This window comes from Dyadobacter bucti, assembly GCF_005869225.1.
Lineage (GTDB): Bacteria > Bacteroidota > Bacteroidia > Cytophagales > Spirosomataceae > Dyadobacter > Dyadobacter bucti.
In genome coordinates this window covers 934,542-959,062 of record NZ_SWFP01000002.1, presented here as the reverse complement: position 1 = coordinate 959,062, position 24,521 = coordinate 934,542, and the positions used below count along the sequence as shown (strand labels likewise).

Sequence of the window (24,521 nt, the reverse complement as noted above, 5' to 3'; positions counted from 1 at the left end):
AGATATGAAAAAGACCATATATACTTTGTTGCTGTTCGGAACTTTAATTCTGTCTGGCTGTGACCAATTCCTGGAGGTACAGCCCGACTCTGAATATAGTGTTGACGCAGCCTACAAAACACAAAATGATTTTAATCAGGCCATTGCAGGTACTTATGCTGTTCAGCAAGGCTTGTTTGCATCCAATACGAGCTGGTTTCGCGGAACGCTCGGGCGCGGCGATGAAGTGAGCCTCGGCAGCAACTATTTCGAAGGCCTGGACCAGTTCACCGATAACGCCTCCAATAGCTGGACGACCCAATCCTGGAACGATCATTTCAAGATCATCCATTACAGCAACCTGATCCTTGACAAGATCGATGCCGGAGAATTCTCAGACTCCAAAATGAGAGATAATATCAAAGGCGAAGCATACATGTTCCGCGCATACGCATACTGGACGCTTGGCTGGATCTTTGGCGGAGTGCCGATCCTGGAAAAACCGCTGAGTGTTGCCGAAGTGAAAAAGGTCAAACGCAGCAGCCAGGAGCAGACTTTTGCGTTTGCTGAAACCAACTACAAAGAAGCGATCAAACTGTTGCCGGCCGAGTGGACGGGCGCAAACAGAGGCCGGATTACGAAATATGCGGCGGAAGGTATGCTGGCCCGCCTGTACATGTTCCAGTCCAAGTTTTCAATGGCCAAACCTCTGTTGGCCGACATCATTGGTTCGGGAAAGTACAGTCTGGAAGATAGCTATAAGAAGGCTTTCGACGACGGTTTTGATAACGGAAAAGAGCGGGTGTGGGAGGTACAATTTGTCGGCGGCCAGACTGGCGAGGGCCAGAATTTTGCCACGGGGCTGCTTCCCGAAGGATTTAATGACAAAAGCGTCATGCCGTTTTCGGGTTATTCCAGTTTTCTGAAGGTAGCACCCGGCATGTATGATAGCTACGAAAAGGGCGATTTGCGTAAGGGAATGTCTACTTTGAAAGGCTGGGTAAGTGCCACAGGTGTGGTAGATACCGTTACGGTGTTCATCCGGAAATACAACCATTATACTTACGTGCCTAAAAGTCAGCAGGACTGGGCGAATAACATTCCGGTGCTGCGTTATGCTGATGTCAAAATGATGTATGCAGAAGTTTTGAATGAGGAAGGGTATGTTGCCGAGGGTGAGTCGTTAGCGATTTTGAACGAAATCAGAAGCCGCGCTGGGCTTCCAGCCAAAATGGCGAAGGATATCACCACTCAGCAGGCAATGCGCGAAGCTATCCGGAAGGAGCGGCGGGTAGAGTTCGCATTTGAAGGATTGCGCTGGCTGGATCTGCTCCGATGGAATATTGCTGAAGAAACAGTCAATAAATTCCTGGCTACGAAATTGGAAGGAGGGGGCATATATTCGATGAAAGCACATCAGAAAGTTTTTGCGGTGCCGTTCGAAGAAATATCAAGATATGCGGATGAGACGATGCTCTGGCAGAACCCCGGCTATTGAGACTGCATTTGTAACCGGCCGTTTCCCGGTATTTACATATAAAGTGTGAAAATGTACCCTGAAGAAGGGTACATTTCTTGTTTTACAGCTATCTGGTACAGTTTTAATAATTTATTTGCAAATATTTCTGGCCAGCCGTCGATCTGATTGCTCAAACCTTTTTATTAAATGACCGGTGTTTACCAACCCTTCAACCCAGATAGTGATAGTGAGATTAAAAGACTTCGGGCTGCGCTGTCTGCAGCGATGGTCGGGACTTGGGAGCTTGATCCTTCGGGAAACAGGTTTCTGAGCTGCGAGCGTTTCAATTCTATATTTGGACATCATTTCGAGCATATAACCCCTTTTGAAAAAATACTGGCGCAGATCAACCCGGATGACCGCGCGCGCGTGGACGAGGAGTTTACTTCCGCCATTAATGCCGACTCCGGCAAGTCGCTGGATGTAGTTTTCAGGACCGTCAACAGTGAAGGTTCTGCGGTTCGCTGGATTAATTTCAAAGGCCAGAACAGTGTTCATGAAGGCGAAAATATCAAAAGGCTTTCCGGGGTTGTGATGGATTTTACCAGCCATATCGAAAGCCAGAAAAGCCTCGCAGCCAGTGAGGAAAGGTTCCGTAGCCTTATCGAAGAGGCACCTGTGGCAACAGGTTTGTTTGTCGGGGAAGACATGAGAATTGAGGTGGCGAACGACGTGATGATTTCCTATTGGGGAAAAGACGGGGGAGTGATGGGCAAAACGTTGCTGGAGGCTATGCCTGAGCTCACAGGCCAGCCTTTTCTAAAGATACTGAAAGAGGTTTACACCCACGGCCGTCTTTATGAAGCGAAAGGTGTAGCGGCCCGGCTTGAAACCGGGGGGCAGCTGAACACATATTACTTTGATTTTACATATAAGCCCCTTTTTAATACAAAAGGCGAAGTATACGCTATTTTGAATACCGCCGTCGACGTTACTGCACAAGTTAACGCGATACAGAATCTGAAGGCGAGCGAAGCAAAGTTCCGCTCGCTGATCGAGGAGGCGCCGGTGGCAATCTGCCTTTTTACAGGTGAGGATATGATTGTCGAGATGGCCAACCAGCCGATGGTTACCTACTGGGGGAAAGATATGTCGGTAATCGGAAAACCGCTCAGGCTGGCCATGCCTGAACTGGACGGCCAACCGTTCCATGGGTTACTGGCTGATATTTATGCAACCGGCAAAACGCACGTCGCCCACAATGCCAGGGTTGATATTGAAGTAGATGGAGTATTGGGTATTTACTATTTTGATTTTACTTACAAGCCGCTGTTTGACAAGGACGGGAAGGTATATACGATTATTAATATCTCCATTGACGTAACGGCCAGAGTGCTGAGCCAGAAAGCACTGGAGGAAAGTGAAGGCAAACTGCGTTCGGTAATTGCCAACGCCCCGGCTGCAATAGGTGTTTTCACTGGCCGAGACTTGGTTGTGGAAATGCCTAACCAATCCTTTATCGACATAGTGGGTAAAGGCCCGGACATTGCCGGCAAGCCGCTCAGGGAAGTTATGCCGGAGCTGGAAAATCAGCCGTTTCTTCAGATTCTTGACAATGTGTACACGTCAGGCACTATGTACCAGGGATTTGGTACGCAGGTAGATATTGTAAAACAGGGAATAATGACCCGGAACTTTTATGATATCACTTATTCTCCGTTATTTAATGAGCAGGGCGAAGTATATGCTATTCTTGACATTGCTACTGATGTGACGGAGAAAGTTATGGAGCACAAGCGGATCGAGCAAAGCCAGATGGAGCTTCTTGCCCTGTTTGAGCAATCACCGGTCGCAATCGCCATGATTAGTGAAAAAGACCTCATTTTTACCATGGCCAATCCATTCTACGGAGATCTGGTAGGGCGTCCCGCAGACCAGATCATCGGGAAATCATTATTGGAGGCTTTGCCGGAACTGCAGGGACAAGGGTTTCAGGAGTTATTAAGGAGTGTAATTGAAACCGGCATTCCGTTCACAGCGAGCGAACGACCGGTGCAAATAATCCGTAACGATGAACTGGTCACCATTTACGTGGATATGACCTATCAGCCCAGAAAGGAAAGGAATGATACTGTATCAGGCGTTTTGGTAATCGCTACTGATGTTACGGGGCAGGTACGGGCAAGAAAAAACATTGAGCAGGCGGAAAGAAGGCTTCGTGATGCTGTGGAACTGGCAGGGTTGGGAACATGGCAGATTGATCTGCCGAGCGGTGCAATAGAGTTTTCAGGCCGTTTAAGAGATTGGTTTTCTATTACCGGGGATGACGCGGTGACTCTCGACAAAATATATGCTGCTGTAAAGCATCAGGACCTGCCTCTGATCCAGCGTGCTGCGGAAGAGGCACGTGCAAGTGGCGTGAGGGACACTTATGATCTGGAATTCACCCTGAATGCAACTGCTGACCATACCGAACGCATCCTGCATGCGGCGGGTACAGCGATCTATAACAATAACGGTGAGATCTCCGGCATCAATGGCAATATACAGGATGTGACTGTCGAGAGGGAATTGCAGCGAACGCTCGAAAAATTGGTAATGCTCCGAACAGAGGAGCTCGAAGCCGTGAATGAAGAGTTGGCCGCAATCAACGAAGAATACATGGCTACAAATGAAGAGCTGACTCACCTGAATGAGAAGCTCAGCCGATCCAACGACAACCTTCAGCATTTTGCATACGTCGCGTCTCACGATTTACAGGAACCGTTAAGGAAGATCCAGGCATTTGGTGGGCTTTTAAAAAGCAGGTTTGCAGCCGAGTTAGGTTCCGGTTCGGAATATCTCGACAGGATGCAGGCAGCAGCAAGCAGGATGTCGATGCTGATCGAAGATTTATTGACTTTTTCCCGCGTATCGCAAAAAGAGTCATTTGCAATAACATCGCTGAATGAAGTGGTTCAAACCGTACTTGCGGACGTGGATCTTACCATACATCAAAGTCATGCGGTCGTGAATGTCGGGGAGCTGCCCGTTGTGGTCGGTGACAGGCTGCAGTTGGGGCAGTTATTTTTGAACCTGATCAGCAACGCGCTGAAATTCCACGACGCGGGTGCTACCCCGGAAATTACAATTACGGCTACCAAAGTTGGAGGTTCGGAAATGGATGAAAATATAAAACCCGGCCATATTTCCAATGTCTACCACCGTATCGATGTTTCAGACAATGGGATAGGCTTTGACGAAAAATATACTGCCCGTATTTTTCAGATCTTCCAGCGGCTCCATGGCAAGGCAGAATATCCCGGTACGGGCATTGGGCTGGCTATCTGCGAGAGAGTGGTCGGCAACCATGGCGGGGCAATTTCTGCCAGAAGCAGGATCGGTCAAGGTTCTGTATTCAGCGTTTATTTGCCGGCCTAGGGAAAGTCCGCAGTCTCTGAAACCGCCCTATATGCCCTGCTCAAAGCGGATTTCATGGAGGGATTCGGATATCTGCCAAAAGATATTTAAAATTGAGTTGTAACGGTTTTTTGTCTGTTTGCATGAAAATTTTATTTTTGTAAACATGAGAATGACCGTGATGTTATAAAACCCCTTTTGCTCCTTACTCTCCGGGGCGAAGCACTGGCCATCAGTTCAGTGCCTGATATCTTTTTATACAAATCTTAAATTTTGCTACCAACTCAAAATTGCCGTGCGACACATTGCTGTTGTGCTGCCGTTTTGTCAAAATATAAACATCATGTCGGAAATATTGAGCGAAAAACAAATAGAGCAATTTATTAATGATGGTTTTATCCGGATCGATCATGCATTTGCTACCGATACAGCAGAAGCGGCCCTGGAAATCCTGTGGGGTGATCTTCCCTGTAAAAAATCTGACCCGGAGACCTGGACGGAGCCTGTCATCCGTTTGGGGATGTATTCGCAGCAGCCGTTCATAGATTCGGTCAACAGTTCCGGACTACACAGTATTTTTGATCAGTTAATCGGTGAAGGCAAATGGTTGCCGTGCATGAGCGTAGGGACGTTTCCTGTGAGGTTTCCTTCTGATAAAGACGCAAATGATACCGGCAAACACGTTGATGCCAGTTTTCCGGGAGAAGACCCGTCCAACTATATGGAATGGCGCATTAATGTAAAATCCAAAGGCAGGGCGCTACTCATGCTCGTACTCTATTCAGATGTGAGCGAACTGGACGCGCCGACCATCATCTATAAGGGTTCGCATCTGGATGTGGCAAGACTGCTCGAGGGAGAGGGAGAGCAGGGGCTTGCATTCATGGAGCTTGCAGGCAGGCTGGCGAGTTTGCCGCGGAGAGATGAAATGCTTGCGACGGGAAAAGCGGGATGCATTTATTTATGTCATCCATTCCTTGTCCACGCCGCCCAGGCCCACCATGGGCGTACCCCTAAGTTTATGGCGCAGCCACCCTTGCGTCTGCGCAGCGAGTTAACGATTTCGGGTTCGGGAACCGGGTATGCACCAGTCGAAAGCGCTATACGTCTGGCACTGGGCGAGTAATTCACCAGTCAGTTTTGTTATTTCTCAACCAACTTTCGCGTAAATGCCGATTTCTTGTCTGACACATCCCAGTGGCGGAGCTCGGAGGCGATGAGCTCTTTGTGCTGGCGGCTGATGTCGCGGAGCGCATTGCCCACAGATTTGCGGAGGTATTCGCTGTCATCACTTTTATGAACGCTGATCAGGGCAACGGCTTCTGTGGGATGCTCTTTGAAATAGGCCCGGCTGGTCCAGATCCGGAGTCCTTCCACCACGGCACGTTTGACATTGGCATTGCTGTCGCTGAGCCATTCCCTGATCAGCGGCAGCGATTTTTCATAGCCTTTTGCTGAGCAGCAATAATCAAAAGCCTTTGCCAGCATTTCCTGTACCCGCCAGTTTTCATCCGCAGCTACTGTCGTCCTGAGCACTTTTAATGCTTTGGGATTAGCGGGCGAAAGCTGCCCCAGTAAGTAAGTGCCGAGCATTCTCGACTGATAATGGCTATCTTCCAGCAGGTTCAGTGCATTGGTAAAATGATCGCCGCTACCCTCTTCTAAAAGTTCGTCACCAGCCTGCATAATGTGTTTGAAACCATGCTCGGTTGCCAGCAAAGCTTCTGTTACTTTTTTCAATTTCTCTGTCATCTGGTTTTGCGTTTAAGTTGAGAAGGGCGTGATAAATCGAGGGGACTCATTTAAAAGCCAAAACATTTACTGATATATCCGGCCGGGGGGGCATTTTCGAAAAATTTTAATGTTTTGCGATTACGGCTTATAGTTTACTTAGAATTTGATTTGAACTCTTCCTTAGAACTTTATCACGTCAGGAATATCAGGTAACCGTTAGTGTACGTTTCTGCATTAATCCGTTCCAACCAAATTTCTTAATTTATGAAAAAGTCTCCCTATCTGTGGTTGCCGCTAGCCGCCGTTTTTTTGTTTTCCTACCTGGATGCTCAGGCCCAGCTGAACGTCGGTATCCGCGGCGGTGTAAACTTTGCTAATTTTGGCCCCGAGAATGTAATTTCTTTTAAAGCCAGGACCCGCGCCAATTTTGCGGTCATGTTCAATGTTCCGGTAAGCCCGCTTTTAAGCATTCAAATCGAACCTGGTTTTTCCCAGCGGGGCGCCAAATACGATATTTCAAGTGTTTTGATGTCAACCGGAATATCCATGAAAAGTGAGTCTAATGGAAAAATATCCGCAAACTATATTGAGCTTCCGCTTTTATTTCAGTACAGACCTAAGATTGGTAAATTGGAAGGCATTCTGTCCCTGGGACCTGAATTGCGTTTCCGTGCTGGCGAAGCTACAGTGGACTTCGTTGACCGACAATATCAGGAAGGTGTGTTGATCGCTGAGAGATCCGAGAAACTGTCTTTGAGTGCTAACGACAATTTTCACGACTTCGACTATGGACTGGCTGGCGGGGCTGGAATTGCATATCCAATGCGGACCTTTAAGATATTCACCGAAGCCCGTTATCACCTGGGACTCAGAAAACTATATGTCGAAGGGGTCGACATGTACAACAGGGGCGCGTCCGTACACATTGGTGTGACAGTACCGGTTCGAAGATAAGCTTATAAGGCTTACTGCGGAATGTCAGCCTGACTTGATGAATTTCCGAACTCCCATGCAGATTACCAATATCCCTATTCCCGTAATCCATACGAGTAAGAAAGCCAGATGCCTGACACGTCCTGATCCGGGGAGAGCTGCTTCCCCGCGGGCCACATCGAGATGGGCTGCGATACTGTCTGCCGCCATCGTTTTACGGAAAAACTTTCTGCCACAGGTGAAATCGTATTTTTTGCCCTGGTGCTCCGCGTATATGTGGTCGGGAAATTTGAGTGTCCCCGCACCTCGTTCCCTGCCTGTAACCTTCATATATACCTGCGGATGATTTGCCGCGATTTCATCATCCCGGGCTGCGTCTATATAAATCATAAACATTACAAAAAACAACAACACTCCCAAGCCAAGCGATAGAAGAAGTGGAGGCCATTTGTTTTTCCTGATTCTTGTTGTCGGATTCATGATTTGTTTGTTTTGAACAAAACAGTAACCGATGCTGGCTAACAAGCTAAGCGTTGTAACCGGTGTTGAATAACAGAGAAGAAGCATTGAGCTGAAAACTAATCTTTAGTTGCCTGGTAATCTTGTTTCCTTCGGGCTTGCCAGCTCTTGTTTTAAAGTTTGGTAAGCCTGGCGCGGGAATAGTTTTTTTATACAAACCATTAAAAATAGACCGTCAATTCCGGCGTCTATTCCTCAAAAAAACTTTTATAAATGGAAAACACTGGTTTCACATCAAGATCCGTGGGAACTGTTTCCGGGGTGTTTTTTTCCAAGGAAGATGCCGACCGGGCTTATCACAACCTGCTCGAACGCGGCCATACGCCGGACGATATTTCGATATTGATGTCGGACGAAACGCTGAACAAATATCAGAATCCGGATCCGTCCACAGCCGAGGAAGCACCGGAATATGAGTCCGCGCTGAGCCGGGCCGCAAACGCTTTTTCAGGTGTGATTATCTCGATCACTTCCATGATATCCCTGCCTGAGCTCGGTATCGCTATTTCCAATACCCTGCAAAAAAGGCTTTCGGGGTACGCGTCAGGTTCATTGCCAGCGGCAAGCAGTGAAGCTATATCAAGCTCAGGCGTTCCTGAAACGCATGTGGATTCCTATGGCGGGCACATGAAAGAGGGCGGCATCATCATTAGTGTGGACCCGCGCAACAAAGCCGAAAAAAGAGCGATTATAAAAGATTTTCGGGATAATAACGGTCATGATATCCTCGGCGACGACGGTTACACTGAGTTCGACTGAGGAACAGGAAGCGAACTTAACCCTCATAACCGGATAGCACGATTGTTTTAACTGTAAACCGGCATCCGAAGTGAAAGCCCCGGAAATTTACACGAAAAACAATAGCATGAGTTCAGTTAATATTACAATCATTGGCGGAGGCGCCTGCGGAATATCTGCCTTCACCGAGCTTTTTCTACAGTTACGCATTGCCGGTCAGCACCATAAAGTCAGCATCACGATCATCGAGGAAAACGACGAGGTAGGGAAGGGACTTGCCTTTGGGACCAAACAGCCCGGACATATTCTCAATACTCAGGCGGACCTGATGGGCATACACCTGGCCGAACCTCAGCATTTCAGCGACTGGCTAATCACGCATGAAGCCAAAGTCGATGAGGAAGTGGTTGATAATCAAGGTAAGGACGAAGCTTTCACGACCCGCAGGCTGTATGGCGACTACCTGAAAGAACAGTTCGAACATTATTTTGCGCTGGCAAAACAGGAAGGAATGGAGGTGGAAGTGATCCGTGCCAGCGCGACGGATGTTACACTTCTGAAATCCGGATTTAAAGTGCATTTGTCCGGTGATGGGACACATTTTTGTCATTATCTGATCCTCGCGCCGGGAACCCCTGTCGCCAATAACTATCCCGATCTGGATGGTCAAAAAAACTATTTCGGTTCTCCCTGGCCATCTTCTGACATACTGGAAAACGTGCCCCGTGAAGCCGACGTGGGGATTCTGGGATCAAGCCTGAGTGCGATCGATGCGCTGATGACGCTGGCGGATAATGATCACAAAGGCAAAATCACATTTTACTCCCTCGACGGGCTTCTTCCACGGGTCCAGGTAGAAAAACCGGAGCCTTATTCCTGCCGGTACCTCACGATCAGAAATCTGCACCGCATTCAGCGAGAAATGCTCAGAAATCCGTCCATTACCGAAGTTTTCAGGTTGTTTATGCAGGAAGCGGAAAGTTATGCGGGCAGAAAGATTGACTGGGAAAAAACCAAAAGAGTAGGAAAACCGGCTGGGAAGCTGCTGAAAGAGGACATCGCAATTGCCAGAAACGGAGGCGACGCCCTGATGAATGTTCCATACGCACTCCGGTATGAGAGTTCTGAAATGTGGAAAATGCTGGATGAATCCGAAAAGATAAAGTTTAAAAAGTGGCTGGGCGGCTATTGGGCGGTAAACCGTCACGGTATGCCTCTGGTGAACGCGGAGCGGGTGATTAAGATGTTTGAAAGCGGTCAGTTAAGTGTTTTGTCTGACTTGAAAAAGGTGGTCTTTCAAAAAAATAAAAAACATTTTCTGCTCAGTTACGGCGATGAAAGCAAAACAGAAAAGTACCTGATCAACGCCACAGGCCCGGCTTCCGCGGTAAAGGACATGAAGTCCGGGCTCATCAAAAATCTTGCGAAAGGAGGATTAATTGAACCCGAACAGGCCGGTGGGATCAGCATTGACACTGAAAACATGCAGATCATGCTGAAAGGCAGGCCCGTTCCCCGGTTTTACGCGCTGGGGCACATTACCAACGGTCTGCTGCTGGATGTCAACGCGGTGTGGTTCAATGTGAAAACGATTGGCGGTCTGAGCCAGCACCTTATCAAACATTTTATCAGTGAAAATCCTTCTTAAACTATATTCGGAGTTGTTGCCGGTGATGGCATTCATACCCATCGGGTACTGGATCAAAAAGAAATTCAACATCAAAGCCGAATATGTCAGCGGGCCGCTGATCAAGGTGTTTCTGCCCCTGATCGTGTTCTTTAACATACTGGACGCCGAGGCGCAGAAGCTTTCTATTTTACCCGTTATGACCTTTATTCTCGCACTGGCCATGAATCCTGTCGCGATTTTTGCACACCGAAGGTTTTCGTCCGAGACCAATCCGTTATTGCTCCGAAGTTCTTTTTCTTTTTTTAACATCGCATTTTTCGGGATACCCACTATTACCGCACTGTTCGGAGAAAAAGAAGTGAGCACGTTGATCTGCATTTACCTTGGCTCAGCGTTGTATGGCGATACGATCGGGTATTATCAGGTTGCCAAAACCAAGCTCAGCAAGAGTGAAGCCATAAAGAAAGTATTGAGCATCCCGTTCCTGTATGTTTTTGTGGCGGCGGTGATCTGTAAAATTTCAGGAGTGGAGACGCCTGATTTCATGAAATCTGTTCTCAACGTCGTTGGTTTTGCGGTTTCGGCAGCCGGGATGATGATCGTGGGCTTTCAGCTGACAGATGTAAATTTTAAAGATCTCAAACCGGGCTATTATGCAAAGCTGGTCGGATTCAGAAGTTTGGCCGCTGCGGTGATTGTCGGATTGGTGATTCTGGCCGAATACCTGATTTTCCAAAAACTAGAAAAAACGGATTACCTCATGCTTGCGTTGGTGCCGCTTTTTCCGGTAGCTGCCAATGTAACTGTATTTGCATCGTTTCTGAAGTCGGAAGAAGAGCAGTCGTCCCTGCTGGTTTTCCTTTCCACTATTTTTTCTCTGGTACTGGTTTCGCTGGCCGTTTTATTTTTGTTTTAAAGTCAGTCATTTACATAATAAACCAGTCTGTGCTTATCTGTAATTTTTCTGGCATATAATCCTTCCAGGTCGTGCCGTTTTAGCATGGGTTTACCTCTGCCTGTTCTCGGGTGCTGCTCAATCTCTTTTAATAACAGAATTGCTTTTTTATAGACCTTTGGCTCTGATTTCAGGAGGCTGTATAAATCCTGCTCAGCCTTTTCGATAAAACAATTCTGTACATTACAGCGACTGAAAGTATTTATCCATTTCATCAACACTGTCGAAAGATATAGATTTACCTTCTTTAATCTCTTGCTGAGCCTCTTTAATCCGTTGAATCACTTCAGGGGTGAAATACAGGTCATCCTCAGATATAGGCGTAAGCACATACGTTTGTTTACTTCCTCGCCTGATCACCACTTTTTCCCCTTTGTCAGCTAACTCAAAGAAATCTTTTTGCCGCTCTCTAAATTGTCTGCTTGTTGTCTCTATGATTGCCATTGCGCACATTTTTTGGTACACCAATATACGTGTTCTATTTGATATGCTTCATTAAAAATTAGATGAGTAGCAGCGCCGTTACGCCGGCTGGGTCAGCAACTCGTTCACGCTTTTCATGCTATCTTTTGCATGATCGAGATGGAGCTTCATGTCTGTTCCGGCCTTATCGAAGTCCCTGGCGATCAGGGCGTCGAGAATACTGAGGTGATGCCGTAGTACCCGCTCAATCTTGACCCGGTCATAACCGATTTGCCAGAGGTGAAACACGATCAGCGTAAACACCGAATTGTAGGACGATTCAATAAACCTGTTGTGTGCGGCCTCGATGATCGTTGTATGAAAATCCTTCTCAATGCTCCGCATATCCTGAATGCTGATATCAGGCTGTTTTAACAGTTTCTGGTGCCTTTTTTTCAGAGAAAACAGTTTCTCCCAGACTGGGTCGCCATCAGGAAGTACGTGCATCGACTGGATCGCGTATCCCTCAAAAAGTATCCGTATCGCTGCAATTTCGTCGATCAGGGCGGGTGAAAATTCAATGACTTCCCATTTCTGGTGCGGATGCTTCTTGATGATTCCGCTTTGCGCGATTTTCAGTAAAGCCTCTCTCGTCACTACGGTATTGGTATTGAACTCCCTCGCCAGTTCCAGTTCCGAAAAACGGTCGCCCGGCCTCAGCTGGTAGGCAGAGAGTTTTTCAAGGATCAGTTTTTCCACCTGATCAGACTTCGATTTGCCGCGCTCTTCGGCTGAAAAATAATCGGCGTCAACAGGCCTGCGCAGTAAAATCTTGTTGGTTCCGTCTTGCCTGGCAATTCCTTTTTTGCAAAGGATCTCGAAAAGTTTCTGAGCAGTAGTGCGGCTTATATCCAGGGATTTGCATATCGTAGAAATGGACGGTAACCCACATGGAACTTCCGGCAAGCTGCCGAGCATATCAAGTAGTTTGTTGTTGGAGGCCAAAATGAGCTTGCTGTGTTCTTCTGACATTGGAATGGGCATGGTGTAATCCCTTTTTTTAAGTTACAAAGTTATTTTTATTTATAAAAAAGTGAAGGTCCGGCGTCCTCTGAGCTACATTGTTTTGTTTTTTTATAATTAATATCAATATAATGTATTTTTATTTATAAATAATCATTACAATTGTTGTATAAAAAATATTAGTGTAAAACAATCACAATGAAAAGATTTGAAGATCAGGTAGCCGTCATCACGGGCGGGGCGGACGGATTGGGCAAGGCAATTGCGAGCCGCATTGCATCAGAAGGCGGCCACGTCATTTTGTTTGATCGCAATGCAGCGTTACTGGAAAACACAGTCCGGGAATTTGAGAAAACCGGGCTGGCGGCAACAGGTTACGTAGTAAACGTATCCCGGGAGGAAGATATCAAAACAGCGATGCAGAAAGTCGAAGCAATGCACGGAAAGCTCGATATCATGGTCAACGCAGCGGGGATCGTAGGTCCTACCAGTACAAAAATCACCGACTATGCTGTGGAAGATTACGATCAGATATATGGAATAAACCTGCGCGGCACCTTTCTGATGACCAAATATGCTGTTCAGATTATGGAAAAGCACAATTACGGCCGGATCGTGCTGATCGCCTCCATTGCCGGAAAAGAAGGTAATCCCGGAATGGTGGGCTATTCGTCTACGAAAGCCGGTGTGATAGGTCTCGTGAAAGGGGTAGGTAAGGAGTATGCGCAAACCGGTATTACGGTAAACGGAGTGGCTCCGGCTGTGATCCGCACGGCAATGAACGAAAATACGGATCCTGCGCAGCTGGCTTACATGACCGCCAAAATACCAATGAACCGACTCGGAACGGTTGAGGAAGTAGCCTCTTTGACTTCCTGGATTGTATCAAAAGAAGCCAGCTTTACCACAGGCTTTATATTTGATCTTTCGGGAGGGCGGGCGACCTACTAGCATTTCCAGGTGCATGAATAGTAGTAAGTTGAGACTTTGAGGCTCACGCTAAATGCCCTTTCCTTTCTGCTGGTTTCGTCCCCGTTTGATGACATAGAGGGCTTTTTATGAAAAAAGCTATCGGAAATAGCCGATAGCTTTTACAATTTGATGATCAGGTTTGATCTTATTTTTCTGATTTCTTTATTGATAGTTCCAATTTCTTCTTCAATGTCTTTTTTCTCTTTAACGGAACAAGTTGATTCGCTTTGTCTTTGCCGGAGGTCAGATATATTCTCGTTTAATATCCATTTGGAATATCTAAACTTAAAGTAAGCGTAAACAAAGCTTCCTAAAACATTGATAGTAAGCCCCAAAACCGGACTCAACGTCAGCGTCCAATCTTTCAGGACTGGGTCTGGGATTTTATTAGCAAAGCCTGATATTACAATCGATACGCCTGTTACTTTAGTTGCTTTGCTCTTGAAGGGTGATAGTGTGTGGTTTGTATCTAAAGTGTCAATTAAGAACTTCGCTTAATTTTCGAATTTGATTTTTGTCGTATCTACGCGTTATCTGGGCTGATTTGCCGGTTTTCTTATTGGTAATTGTCACCGCTTTGTCAGTGGCAATATTGTACAGAAGCTTAATAATACTGACAACACAGACCATGCAGGCTATACCTATGATGAGGGATGAAAATTGATCTATTGCTTCCATTTAGAAACTGCTACAGTGTTCACCAATGTAATAATTGTTACACGAACTTATCAAATAGATCTCGGAGTTCCAAATCCAGAATCCATTTTTCAGTAGGTTTTCATCTGCAAATTAGCAAGAAGCCCTTACAGCGAGATTTGAGAAGCATTTGTCTTATGCGTAGTATAAATGTAATTTTTACATGTTGAAGTGAAAATTGGTTACCAAAAATTTTTTTTGAAATATTTTGTCCTTTTATGTTAATCCAATGAAAAGGGCGTGTTCGACCGTAAAAATGAAAGCCTGTTAAAACATCTTTCTGGCGAACCTATGCCACTGCTGGCGGAGGCCGGTGATGTGAAAAAGCTCTTTGAAGATGTTCTGGTTTCAGAGGTTTTTCAGGAACTGGAGACATTGTACGGTATCCGGATCATTTACAACAAGGAAATCTTGGCGAATTGCATTATCAGCACCAGGTTTGGGCATGACTCACTGAATGACAAGCTTGACGTGGTCTGCCAGACGATCGGCGCCACCCACAAGGAAATTGACGCACAGATTATTATTGAATCCGCCGGCTGTCAGTAGCAGCGGGTCCGGATCCTGGTGGAAATAGAAATCAAGGTGAAAAATGAGGCGGTATATCAGAAACCGGATTTGGAAGAATAACGGAAAAATCTGTCTTGCTTCACGTAAAAATGCATTGCCGGTCGCTTTTGTGATCGGTAAATAATTTGTAAAAATGGGAGAAGATAGCTTAAAAGGAAAAGTAGTCCTGATCACGGGGGCCGCCAGCGGTATCGGCTTTGAAATAGCCATGCAGTTTGCGGCCCTTGGGGCTTATGTGATGCTAACGGATCTGAACGACAATCAAGCCCGTGAAAAAGCAGCCGGTTTGGTGGCGAAGGGATACAAAGTAACGGGCGTCGGCTGTGATGTAACAAAAGAAGATGATCTGAAATCGGTCATTGATCTTACATTAAAAGAACATGGACGGCTGGACGTTCTGATCAACAATGCAGGCCTGCAATATGTGTCGCTCATTGAAGACTTCCCGACGGAGCGTTTTGAGCAAATGATCAGGATAATGCTGACAGCTCCTTTTATTGCCATCAAACATGTGATGCCAGTCATGAAAAAACAACTTTCCGGACGCATTATCAACATGGCTTCCATCAACGGGCTCATCGGCTTTGCCGGTAAAGTTGCATATAACAGCGCCAAGCACGGTCTGATCGGACTTACCAAAGTCGCTGCGCTGGAAGGAGCGGAATGGGGGATTACAGTCAATGCGATTTGCCCGGGATATGTGGATACTGCGCTGGTAAGAGGTCAATTTGCAGATTTGGCAAAGATCAGAAATACAACACCGGAGAAAATTATAGAAGAGGTGATATTCCCCCTCGTGCCTCAGAAAAGGCTTATCAGCACTGAAGAGATCGCCCAATGTGCCGTTTTTCTGACCAGCGATGCAGCCCGTGGAATTACCGGACAATCTATCATTATTGACGGCGGGTATACGGCTCAGTAATGACGTTTGATTTATCTTTGCGGCATACCATCATTTTTATGCCAACAATAGTACGAGCCCTCAAAATTTCCCTGATCGCGGGATGTTGTTTAACTCCCATGTTATCCACTGCACAGAAAAAAACGTGGAACCTGCCTCACAGCCAGGAAGCCTGGTCAAGGGATTATCAGCCGTTCCGGATTGCAGGGAATCTGTACTACGTCGGGACTTACGATCTGTCCTGTTATCTGATCACTACGCCTCAGGGGCACATCCTGATCAACACCGGGCTTGAAGCATCTGCGCCGATGATCCGGAAACACGTGGAAGCGCTTGGTTTTAAATTTTCGGATATCAAAATCCTGCTGGCCACCCATGCACATTATGATCACGTGGGAGGCATGGCCGCAGTGAAAAGGGCAACCGGTGCCAAGATGATGATCCAGCAGAAAGATGCAAAGGCCCTGGGCGACGGCGGTGCTTCTGATTACGTATTAGGCGGAGGCGGAAGCACATTTGAACCCGTAAAAGCAGACAAATTGCTGAATGATCAGGAGATTGTCAGCCTGGGAGGTATGCAGATCAGACTTTTGCACCATCCAGGGCATACGCCCGGCGCGTCCAGTTTTTCATTCACGGTTAAAGATGACAAACGCTCGTACAAAGTATTGATCGCGAACATGCCGAGTATTCTCGACGAAACAAAGCTCTCGGGGATGCCGGGTTATCCGGAAGTAGGGAAGGACTATGCGAAAACGCTGGTAGCGATGCAAAAGGAGACATTTGACATCTGGCTTTCTTCTCATGCGAGCCAGTTTGATCTGCATAAAAAACACAAGCCCGGAGATCCTTACCGTCCCGAAGCTTTCTTTGACAAAAAAGGGTACGACCAGGCAGTTATCGATCTGAAAAAGAATTATGACGAGAAGCTGAAACAGGGATAAGGGTGTTTACGATTTTCTGCCATTCAAAACTTACACATTTTGTAAGGCTGCTGAAACGGTTAACTACTTCAGCAGCATGCAAATCATTTCCTTTGCTATTGAGCCGGTGCCCGGACTTCGGCTGGTTTTTAATTTTAAATAACTTGGGGCTGTCGTACCTTCGCGGGTGTTTTAAAGCAACCTCCCACGGACCCAATTAAAATTCAGACATGCTGGAGTTACTTGTTGTAGTTACATTTTTTGGCTATATATTTTATTTACGCAATTATGCAGACCTCCGCTCGAAATCTGAAAAGGAAGAAGCTGCATTTTCGAAGGGGATCGAACTTTATAAAAATGGTCAGTTCGATGAGTCGTATGCCTATTTCGATTTAAAAATCAGCGAGAAACCCAAGTCAGGTGTTGCTTATCTTTACCGTGGATTGAGCCGGAAAGGCAAAGGCAAGCGGACCGAAGGATTTCAGGATGTGCAGACTGCGGCCAGTATCGATGATGATATTTTCCGTGCTCACATGGAACTGGGTAGGTTTTATCTCGAAGATCAGGATTATAATGCTGCGCTGCAATCGTTGAACAAGGCGGTAATCAAAGCGCAGGAAACTTCACCGGAACCTTATTACTGGAGAGCGCAGGTATATCTTCAGCTAGGGCAACGCACGGAGGCCGGAGCAGATTTTGCCAGCGAAAAACGGATCAATGAGCAAGGGAAAAATGAAAAACAGGCTCCCCGACTAAAAGCACCTTTTTTTAATAAAAAACTGGTCGCAAGCATGGTCATGGCTGCGTTTACCAGTACTATCGTGGTAATGTCGATTAAAAACGCGGAGACCGTCCATCTTCCGTATCTGATCACTGTGCTGGCTGCCATCGCGATTGGTTTTGTTGAACCCACCAAAGGCTGGGTGATTGCGTTGCTGCAATGTGTGCTGGTTTTTAGCGGGTACCTTTTGTTTACTACCCAACCTGAAACATCCGGGAGGCGTGAGCTGGAAAATTTTGGTCTCTACGGTTCGCTGGTTCTTACCATGGCCGCAAGTTTCCTGGGCGGTTTTATGAAACGGGCGTTGGTTATGAAATAAAACAATTCATAAGCTACTGCGAGATAATTCGTTCAAAGTACTGTATATTGCATGGTACCTTGTAAACATTAGTAGCTATGGAAAATTTATTCAAAACGAAAATTTGTTTGTTTCTGATCCTGGGCTTGTTTTTGTCCTGTTCCAGCGGAGAAGACCTTAAAATTTCTGTTACCGATTCTGATGATACGTTTGAGTTTTTTGCAAAATTCAATGAGCGTAAAACCAGGCAAATAAAGCGTTTTGTGCATACGCAGATAGCGCCTGCCGGATCTGTGACCGGCGACTATGTGCATATAGAGGAACTGATCCTGGACGATCATACGAAGATTGAACTGGAAGAATCGCCCGGCAAAATTCTGATCAGACTGGACAAGGAACAAAACTCCGAAGCTTCCTATCACCGCATAAAAAGTATGTGTGAAAAGTTGAAAAAAGTGATTGAAGGGAAATAGACTTTGGAAATTAACTGAAAAATGAAAAAAGAAGCCGGCAGGACTTTATGGGTCGATTATCTGCGTTCGTTTATTACAGTCCTTGTTGTAGCACATCATTCATCCCTGGCTTATACCACTTTCGCTAAATTTGACAGTACGGCTTATATCAATTCCACGCACCCGATTGTGGACTCCGAGCGGTCAGTCGGGCTGGATATTTTTGAAAATTTCAACGATGTGTTTTTTATGACGCTGATGTTTTTTATTGCCGGGCTGTTCCTGATCAGAAGCATTGAGAAGAAAAGCATAGCAGTTTTTGTCCAAGACCGGATTTACAGGTTGTTTATTCCCTTTATCATCGGGGGGACGCTGCTGAATCTGCTAGCGCATTTTCCGTCATTTTATATCGCCACGGGCAACACGGAAGTCTCAGCTCACATCCTGGATTTCTTTACAGTTGAGCGCTGGCCCGTCGGTCCGCCCTGGTTTATCTGGGTTTTGTTTTTGTTCAATATCCTGTTTGCTGTTACCTATCCTTCTATGAAAAGGGTATTTGGCAGGCTATCCGGCATGATTAACCGGATATCAAATAGCCCTTTTCGCTTTTTTGTGTTTTGGTTTTCGCTCACATTTCTCCTGTATGTTCCGGTCGTATTTCTCATCGGCGCCGGTACCTGGACAGGTTTCGGGCCCTTTGACTTTCAGCTCGACCGCATATTGCTGTATTTTGGCTATTTTATGTTCGGGGTGACGGTGGGTAATACCACTTTCAGTGAAGGTATTTTTTCTACCAGATCAATTGTCGTGAAATACTGGTGGCTATGGATGATTGTATGTGTGTCAGTTTACGCAATTCTCACAGTGATTTCCGGTTATCTTACCGATCTTGTTAAGGCAGGTACATTGTCCGGGTTTTACGGGTATCTTATTTATTTTTCAGTTTACGTAGCGTCCTGCACATGCAGCTGCATCGCATTCCTGACTACATTTCGCGCGCTCGTCAATTCGGAAAATAGCTGGTGGAACTCACTTTCCCGCAATGCGTATCTGATTTATCTTTTACATTATCCCTTTGTGATATGGTGCCAGTTTTTGTTAATGGATGCTGATTTTCATGCAGTTGTAAAATTCGCTATTGTATTTCTGGTGGCTCTTTCGGGAAGCTGGACTGCTAGTATTCTGATCAGAAAAAGCAAAATCGCGCGGAAGTACCTGTAGCTCTACTTGCGGACCGGCAACGCCTTGAAGATTTTTAGTCTTTCATCGACTTTAAAAGTTTATCAAAATCACTCTCAAAATTCCTGTCCTGTTCAATCCGAAACTTTTCATATTCTTTTTCTGCGAGCGAAAGAGCAATGTCATGGCTGACCTTTCCGCCGTCTTTCAGGATCTGATATTCGTTGAATTGCAGGAAAGCGTCTAATCTGGTAACCCAGTCTTCCATTTTCATGGGAATTTGCCTCGCCGCCTGATTTTCAGCATAATCCAGGTACATAGACACAATGCGTTCCAGTTCCTTGATTTCTTTTTCGATGAGATAATTTTTGGCAACACCGATGTCACTTTTTAGCACTTTGCCATGCGGCGCATTTTTGAATGTTTGTAAACCCATATTTGGCTTGCCGGCATCGGCCCGTTCAGCGATGATCGTAGCTGCTGTTTTACCGGAAATGGCATAGTGGAGCTTGTTTTGTACGGTTTTGAAAAATCTAACCGTGATATCTGCACCTTTCACATAGTCGATACTGCACTGCTCGTAGATGTCCGTGATTTTCAGATAAAACCTTCGCTCACTGGCGCGTATCTCGCGAATCCTTTCGAGTAATTCATCGAAATAATCTTTTCCGAAACGCTTTCCCTGTTTAATCCTTTCATCGTCCAATACAAATCCTTTGATGATAAATTCCCTCAAAGTTTTCGTCGCCCAGATACGGAATTGCGTAGCCTGAAAGCTGTTTACGCGGTAACCTACTGCAATAATGGCGTCGAGATTATAGAAATCAACATCTCTGGAAACATGCCTGTTTCCTTCTTTTTGAACTATTCGAATTTTTCGAATAGTTGCCTCTTCGGCCAGCTCGCCAGATTTATAAATTTCTTTTAAGTGATAGTTGATTGTGTTTACCTCAACACCAAACAATTCCGCTAACCTTTTCTGGTTCAGCCAGAATGTTTCATCATTAAAGATCACTTCGACTTTTACGTGGCCTGCGGGGGAGGTGTAAAAGATAATATCTGCCTGCTGATCGCTCATAAAAATAAGATATATAGTGTGTTTTTGTTAAGCAAATGTGCTACTGACTTTGTCCCAAGATAATATGTTTTTTTGAAAATCATCGAATCACTTATATCCGAAACAGTAACAGTGTGATTTCGGCTCCACCGTTTATATTTGTCCAAAACGATGAGCGAATTAAATGACAAAGCCAGCCAGCATTCCTAAGTTTGGTTTACACGATTTCCATCAACTCTGCGATGAACTGGCGGCTTCGGATCCTGATCTGGCGCGGGTGATTGAAACACATGGTTATCCTCCGATGTGGAACCGTCCCAACAGTTTTGAAACCCTCGTCCATATCATTCTCGAACAGCGAGTGTCGCTGGCTTCGGCATTGGCGGCGATCAACAAGCTGCGGGAAAAGGTGGGCAGCATTACCCCGGAAAATGTACTGCAGCTCACCGATGGGGAACTCCGCGATTGTTATTTCAGCCGGCAAAAAACAGCTTATGTAAGATACCTGGCGGAGGCAATATCCGCCCGCCAAATAGATCTTCCTGCCATGGAAAACCTCCCCGATGAAGTCATCCGTGCTAGACTTACCTCACTCAAAGGGATAGGAAACTGGACGACGGATATTTACCTGATCTTTGCCTTGCAGCATGCGGACATATTTCCCGTGGGCGATCTCGCCGCAGTGAACGCCCTGAAAAGGTTGAAGGGGTTACCCAAAGAAACCTCAAGGGAAGAGGTTTTGGAGTTTGCGGCAAGCTGGCAGCCGTACCGCACCGTTGCTACGATGCTGCTTTGGCATTATTACCTTTCATCTCCGGCAAGATCGGAACGGAAAAGGTAGCGAACGAGGGGTGAAGGACCGTCGCAGATCTGGCGGTTTGCGTTAAAACTTTGTACGATATCCTTGTAGGAAATATTGGTGATCACGATATTTTCGCGGAAATTGATATGCATATCATACCAATCAAAAAGTAGTAAAATGGAAACCATTGTAAAGGTCATTTCAACGGAATATGTTACCCACGATGTCAAACGGCTCAGGCTGGAAAAGCCTGAGGGTTATGTATTTGAGCCGGGCCAGGCTACCGAGCTTTCCGTAAACAAAGCAGGATGGGAAGATAAAAGAAGCCCGTTTACATTTACCAGCCTGACCGACGCGCCTTATCTGGAATTTACGATCAAGATTTATGCTGAACATCAGGGGGTTACCAATGAACTGGGTAAGCTGGTTGCGGGTGACGAGCTGGTTTTGCGGGAGTCCTGGGGAGCGATCGAATACAAAGGGCCGGGATATTTTATCGCGGGCGGCGCAGGCATCACGCCTTTTCTGGCCATTTTTCGCCAGCTCAGCAGGGAAGGCAAAATAGCCGAAAACAAGCTTTTCTACTCCAACAAAACGGATGAAGACATCATTCTGGCCGATGAGCTAAGAAGTATGCTGGGAGAAAATGCCCATTTCACGACCAGTCGCCAGAAAGACAGCCTGCACGACCAGCGCAGGATCGACGAAACGTTTTTGAAAGCAGAAGTCGATGATTTCAAAAAACACTTCTATATATGTGGCCCCGACCCAATGGTACTGGCTATTGCCGAAACACTGGAAAAGCTGGGTGCGCATGCTGACTCTCTGGTGTTTGAAAAATAATTATCATCCCGGAAACGAAATCCCGGTTGCTTTTTCAGCGTATGCCCACAGCTTTTTAGCTACGTCTTCGTCCAATCTGTGTGGCTGGATGGTGTCTTTGGCGGGGTACCCCGATATTCCCTGGTTGTCAGGACTGTAGAGCGCGGCTGCTTCGGCGTCCGGCGAGGTGGCTGCGTATAAAGAGGGTAGTGCGCCTTGCCAGGGTTCCATCAGCGTACCGAACCTTTCAAGCGCAGCTCTGTATGCTTCCTCAGACATGTGACGGGCAAGGTCGGTGTTGTTGGCGCCGGGCTGGGCTGCAATTGAAATCACTTTGTCTCCCTTTTTGGAAATGCGCCTTTGCAATTCCAGGGTCAGTAATATGTTCGCCAGTTTGCTCTGCGCATATTCCCGGACAGGATCATAGGATTGTTCGGATTTCAGGTTGTCGAAATTGATGCTTCCCCTGAGATAGGCCAGGCTGCTTACCGTCACGATCCGGGCGCCGGGTGTTTGTTTAAGGATTGGATAAAGTAAGCCCGTCAAGGCAAAATGGCCGATAAAATTCACACCAAACTGAAGTTCATAACCTTCTTCGGTTTTGGCGGAAGGCGGCATCATCACCCCTGCATTATTGATCAGAAGATCCAGTTTGCCGTGCTTTTCTGTAAATTTTTTTGAAAAAGAACGTACCGACCGAAGGCTTGCCAGATCCAGTAAGCCAATTTCCAGTGAGCCTTTTCCGCCCGAAACGGCTATTCGATTGAGTGCTTCTTCTGCCCTGGAATGGTCGCGGCACGCGATGATCACGTGTGCACCTGCTTTATAAAGTGCGAGCGCGGTTTCAAATCCTATGCCGGTGTTCGCTCCGGTCACGATGGCTGTTTTTCCCGACTGACCGGGCATGTTGTCTGTTGTCCACATAATTTAAAATATTTAACGGGACAAAATTCGGGCTTTACCGGCCTCGCCTACATACCTGATGCAATCAAAAAACTACGGAATTCAATCAATGGAGTTCAGTCTGAAATGCTTGGGCGTAACCTTTGATCTCGATTTGAAAAAAGCCGAAAAATGGTTTGCTTCCTCGAAACCCAGGCTCCACGCAATTTCATTGATAGTCCATTGCGTACTTTTCAAAAGCACTCTGGCTTCTTTGAGAATTCTTTCCTGGATAAGCTGGGAAGTAGTGTAGCCGGTTACTTCTTTCAGAGCTTTGTTGAGATGATTTACATGCACATTAAGCTGAATCGAAAAGTCTGTCGGCGTTTTTAGTTTGATGGTCTGGTTGCTCATTTCGATGGGAAACTGTCTGTCCAGCAATTCCATAAATAGAGAGGTGATGCGCTCGGAAGCGTTGGAGGCGGTGGTAGGTGTACCCAATGCGGGCTGCAACTTCTGGGCTTCGTGTACAATTTCCAGCAACCGGCCGCGCAGCAGGTCGTATTTGTAGGCATAATTACCAGCCAGCTCAGTATAGGCCTTTTCAAACAGCTGCTTGAAACGCGCGTAATGGTCTGCATTCAGCGGAACAATAGCAGCATCGGGACGCTGAAAGACAGGGTAACCCGCTATGTTTCCGAATTGGTTGAAAAAGTCCTCCGTGAAAATACAGACCAGGCCTTCCTGTTCCTGCCCGATGATTTCCCAATGGAAAGGGATCAGCGGATTGGTAAATACGAGGGCGTAGTCTGTAATTTCAAAAAACTGATCGGCGTAGTGGATATTGCTGCGGCCGCGGATAATGCTCACTTTGAAAAAGCTCCGCCTGCTGTACTTCACTGTCACATTCCGGTGGAGTAAAGTATCCTCCACACGGATGATGTTAAAATGCCGGATCTCGGCTTCGTCTGCCGGTGCGTCGGCGGAGAGACTTTTGTAAAATGTATTGAGCCTGACAATTTTATCCATACAGCAAATGTACGAAAATCAAATGTTTCCGCCGTAGGGACAATGCCGGCAGCCGCTTTTACAGCAATTTCCTCTCAGCATGTGGTATAACTCTGTAAATACGAAATAGCCTCCCTCTTTGTAATAATGCAGGCCTTCGATCAGCATTACTTTTTGCGTCGGGAACTGATGTTTTCTGGCCATCTGTACATGCTGTTCTGTTGTTTCAAGACAGTTTTTGCACAGACAGTTGAAATGTGTTTTGGTTAGAAAGGCCTTCGTTTCCTCGCTTAGCGGCACTGCGTAGCATTGGCAATTGGTAATGTCGCCAGCCTTGCAGGTGAATTTTGCATTGCATTTTGCACAATATGTCTCTTCATGTTTCTCCATTCCGGCTTATTTTGTCA

The 24,521-nt window shown here is 46.3% G+C and carries 26 protein-coding genes; 16 read left to right on the top strand and 10 right to left on the bottom strand.

The window, feature by feature from the left end; translation table 11 throughout:
- Window positions 1-4 precede the first annotated feature (4 nt).
- The 3 genes from FBF61_RS08905 (at window position 5) to FBF61_RS08895 (ending at window position 5,963) form a co-directional block, all read left to right on the top strand.
- The gene (locus FBF61_RS08905) at window positions 5-1,477 is read left to right on the top strand and encodes a RagB/SusD family nutrient uptake outer membrane protein (protein WP_138476845.1); all 1,473 of its coding nucleotides are present in this window, start codon (window positions 5-7) and stop codon (window positions 1,475-1,477) included.
- A 168-nt stretch (window positions 1,478-1,645) separates the two neighbouring features.
- Entirely contained in the window at window positions 1,646-4,858 is a 3,213-nt protein-coding gene (locus tag FBF61_RS08900; protein ID WP_138476844.1) for a PAS domain-containing sensor histidine kinase, read from the top strand.
- Between the two features lie 322 nt (window positions 4,859-5,180).
- On the top strand, window positions 5,181-5,963 hold the full coding sequence (locus tag FBF61_RS08895; protein ID WP_138476843.1) for a phytanoyl-CoA dioxygenase family protein: 783 nt from the start codon (window positions 5,181-5,183) through the stop codon (window positions 5,961-5,963).
- Between the two features lie 17 nt (window positions 5,964-5,980).
- On the opposite strand, the gene FBF61_RS08890 is transcribed toward FBF61_RS08895, so the two are convergent.
- Complete coding sequence (locus FBF61_RS08890) at window positions 5,981-6,589, bottom strand: DNA alkylation repair protein (RefSeq protein ID WP_138476842.1); 609 nt, start codon at window positions 6,587-6,589, stop codon at window positions 5,981-5,983.
- Window positions 6,590-6,835: 246 nt separating this feature from the next.
- Between FBF61_RS08890 and FBF61_RS08885 the strand changes: the two genes are divergently transcribed.
- Window positions 6,836-7,525, top strand: a complete 690-nt coding sequence (locus FBF61_RS08885; RefSeq protein WP_138476841.1) for a porin family protein — start codon at window positions 6,836-6,838, stop codon at window positions 7,523-7,525.
- A 24-nt stretch (window positions 7,526-7,549) separates the two neighbouring features.
- Here the strand turns inward: FBF61_RS08885 and FBF61_RS08880 are convergent, their stop codons facing one another.
- A complete protein-coding gene (locus FBF61_RS08880; protein WP_138476840.1) occupies window positions 7,550-7,984 on the bottom strand; it encodes a hypothetical protein in 435 nt (144 codons plus the stop codon).
- Window positions 7,985-8,236: 252 nt separating this feature from the next.
- Here FBF61_RS08880 and FBF61_RS08875 point away from each other — a divergent pair, with 252 nt between their 5' ends.
- From FBF61_RS08875 to FBF61_RS08865, 3 genes are all read left to right on the top strand, one after another.
- Window positions 8,237-8,782, top strand: a complete 546-nt coding sequence (locus FBF61_RS08875; RefSeq protein ID WP_138476839.1) for a hypothetical protein — start codon at window positions 8,237-8,239, stop codon at window positions 8,780-8,782.
- Window positions 8,783-8,888: 106 nt separating this feature from the next.
- Complete coding sequence (locus tag FBF61_RS08870; protein ID WP_138476838.1) at window positions 8,889-10,409, top strand: FAD/NAD(P)-binding protein; 1,521 nt, start codon at window positions 8,889-8,891, stop codon at window positions 10,407-10,409.
- Window positions 10,393-11,307 carry an AEC family transporter gene (locus tag FBF61_RS08865; protein WP_138476837.1) on the top strand — a complete coding sequence of 305 codons (915 nt, stop codon included), beginning with the start codon at window positions 10,393-10,395 and terminating at the stop codon, window positions 11,305-11,307. Before FBF61_RS08870 ends, FBF61_RS08865 begins: the two co-directional genes overlap by 17 nt.
- Before the next feature lie 2 nt (window positions 11,308-11,309).
- Here FBF61_RS08865 and FBF61_RS35500 read toward each other — a convergent pair whose 3' ends face one another.
- The 3 genes from FBF61_RS35500 to FBF61_RS08850 form a co-directional block, all read right to left on the bottom strand.
- Window positions 11,310-11,561 carry a type II toxin-antitoxin system YoeB family toxin gene (locus FBF61_RS35500; protein ID WP_138476836.1) on the bottom strand — a complete coding sequence of 84 codons (252 nt, stop codon included), beginning with the start codon at window positions 11,559-11,561 and terminating at the stop codon, window positions 11,310-11,312.
- On the bottom strand, window positions 11,530-11,790 hold the full coding sequence (locus FBF61_RS08855) for a hypothetical protein (protein ID WP_138476835.1): 261 nt from the start codon (window positions 11,788-11,790) through the stop codon (window positions 11,530-11,532). The genes FBF61_RS35500 and FBF61_RS08855 overlap by 32 nt, the downstream gene beginning before the upstream one ends.
- A 78-nt stretch (window positions 11,791-11,868) precedes the next feature.
- Window positions 11,869-12,780 (bottom strand): GntR family transcriptional regulator, encoded by a 912-nt coding sequence (locus FBF61_RS08850; RefSeq protein ID WP_166444473.1) that lies wholly within the window; start codon window positions 12,778-12,780, stop codon window positions 11,869-11,871.
- 189 nt (window positions 12,781-12,969) lie between these two features.
- Here FBF61_RS08850 and FBF61_RS08845 point away from each other — a divergent pair, with 189 nt between their 5' ends.
- The 7 genes from FBF61_RS08845 to FBF61_RS08815 all read left to right on the top strand — a co-directional run bounded on the left by FBF61_RS08845 (window position 12,970) and on the right by FBF61_RS08815 (window position 19,585).
- Complete coding sequence (locus tag FBF61_RS08845) at window positions 12,970-13,722, top strand: SDR family NAD(P)-dependent oxidoreductase (protein ID WP_138476833.1); 753 nt, start codon at window positions 12,970-12,972, stop codon at window positions 13,720-13,722.
- Window positions 13,723-14,679: 957 nt separating this feature from the next.
- Complete coding sequence (locus FBF61_RS08840; protein WP_138476832.1) at window positions 14,680-14,988, top strand: DUF4974 domain-containing protein; 309 nt, start codon at window positions 14,680-14,682, stop codon at window positions 14,986-14,988.
- Between the two features lie 154 nt (window positions 14,989-15,142).
- The gene (locus tag FBF61_RS08835) at window positions 15,143-15,931 is read left to right on the top strand and encodes a 3-hydroxybutyrate dehydrogenase (protein ID WP_138476831.1); all 789 of its coding nucleotides are present in this window, start codon (window positions 15,143-15,145) and stop codon (window positions 15,929-15,931) included.
- 38 nt (window positions 15,932-15,969) lie between these two features.
- Entirely contained in the window at window positions 15,970-16,854 is an 885-nt protein-coding gene (gene bla / locus FBF61_RS08830) for a subclass B3 metallo-beta-lactamase (protein ID WP_138476830.1), read from the top strand.
- 209 nt (window positions 16,855-17,063) lie between these two features.
- Window positions 17,064-17,933, top strand: a complete 870-nt coding sequence (locus FBF61_RS08825) for a tetratricopeptide repeat protein (RefSeq protein WP_138476829.1) — start codon at window positions 17,064-17,066, stop codon at window positions 17,931-17,933.
- A 77-nt stretch (window positions 17,934-18,010) separates the two neighbouring features.
- Window positions 18,011-18,385 carry a hypothetical protein gene (locus tag FBF61_RS08820; protein WP_138476828.1) on the top strand — a complete coding sequence of 125 codons (375 nt, stop codon included), beginning with the start codon at window positions 18,011-18,013 and terminating at the stop codon, window positions 18,383-18,385.
- 21 nt (window positions 18,386-18,406) lie between these two features.
- Window positions 18,407-19,585, top strand: a complete 1,179-nt coding sequence (locus FBF61_RS08815; RefSeq protein ID WP_138476827.1) for an acyltransferase family protein — start codon at window positions 18,407-18,409, stop codon at window positions 19,583-19,585.
- Window positions 19,586-19,619: 34 nt separating this feature from the next.
- Here the strand turns inward: FBF61_RS08815 and FBF61_RS08810 are convergent, their stop codons facing one another.
- On the bottom strand, window positions 19,620-20,621 hold the full coding sequence (locus FBF61_RS08810; protein ID WP_138476826.1) for a virulence RhuM family protein: 1,002 nt from the start codon (window positions 20,619-20,621) through the stop codon (window positions 19,620-19,622).
- A gap of 163 nt (window positions 20,622-20,784) precedes the next feature.
- Here FBF61_RS08810 and FBF61_RS08805 point away from each other — a divergent pair, with 163 nt between their 5' ends.
- On the top strand, window positions 20,785-21,441 hold the full coding sequence (locus FBF61_RS08805) for a DNA-3-methyladenine glycosylase family protein (RefSeq protein WP_138476825.1): 657 nt from the start codon (window positions 20,785-20,787) through the stop codon (window positions 21,439-21,441).
- Here FBF61_RS08805 and FBF61_RS08800 read toward each other — a convergent pair.
- Window positions 21,402-21,590: a hypothetical protein gene (locus FBF61_RS08800; protein WP_138476824.1), complete on the bottom strand. Its 189-nt coding sequence runs from the start codon at window positions 21,588-21,590 to the stop codon at window positions 21,402-21,404. The genes FBF61_RS08805 and FBF61_RS08800 overlap by 40 nt on opposite strands.
- Between FBF61_RS08800 and FBF61_RS08795 the strand changes: the two genes are divergently transcribed.
- Complete coding sequence (locus tag FBF61_RS08795; protein ID WP_138476823.1) at window positions 21,580-22,245, top strand: FAD-binding oxidoreductase; 666 nt, start codon at window positions 21,580-21,582, stop codon at window positions 22,243-22,245. The genes FBF61_RS08800 and FBF61_RS08795 overlap by 11 nt on opposite strands.
- Window positions 22,246-22,248: 3 nt before the next feature.
- Here FBF61_RS08795 and FBF61_RS08790 read toward each other — a convergent pair whose 3' ends face one another.
- The 3 genes from FBF61_RS08790 to FBF61_RS08780 all read right to left on the bottom strand — a co-directional run bounded on the left by FBF61_RS08790 (window position 22,249) and on the right by FBF61_RS08780 (window position 24,504).
- Window positions 22,249-23,148, bottom strand: a complete 900-nt coding sequence (locus tag FBF61_RS08790) for an oxidoreductase (protein WP_138476822.1) — start codon at window positions 23,146-23,148, stop codon at window positions 22,249-22,251.
- Between the two features lie 81 nt (window positions 23,149-23,229).
- Window positions 23,230-24,135, bottom strand: a complete 906-nt coding sequence (locus FBF61_RS08785) for a helix-turn-helix domain-containing protein (RefSeq protein WP_138476821.1) — start codon at window positions 24,133-24,135, stop codon at window positions 23,230-23,232.
- 18 nt (window positions 24,136-24,153) lie between these two features.
- Window positions 24,154-24,504 carry a cysteine-rich CWC family protein gene (locus FBF61_RS08780; protein WP_138476820.1) on the bottom strand — a complete coding sequence of 117 codons (351 nt, stop codon included), beginning with the start codon at window positions 24,502-24,504 and terminating at the stop codon, window positions 24,154-24,156.
- Window positions 24,505-24,521 lie beyond the last annotated feature (17 nt).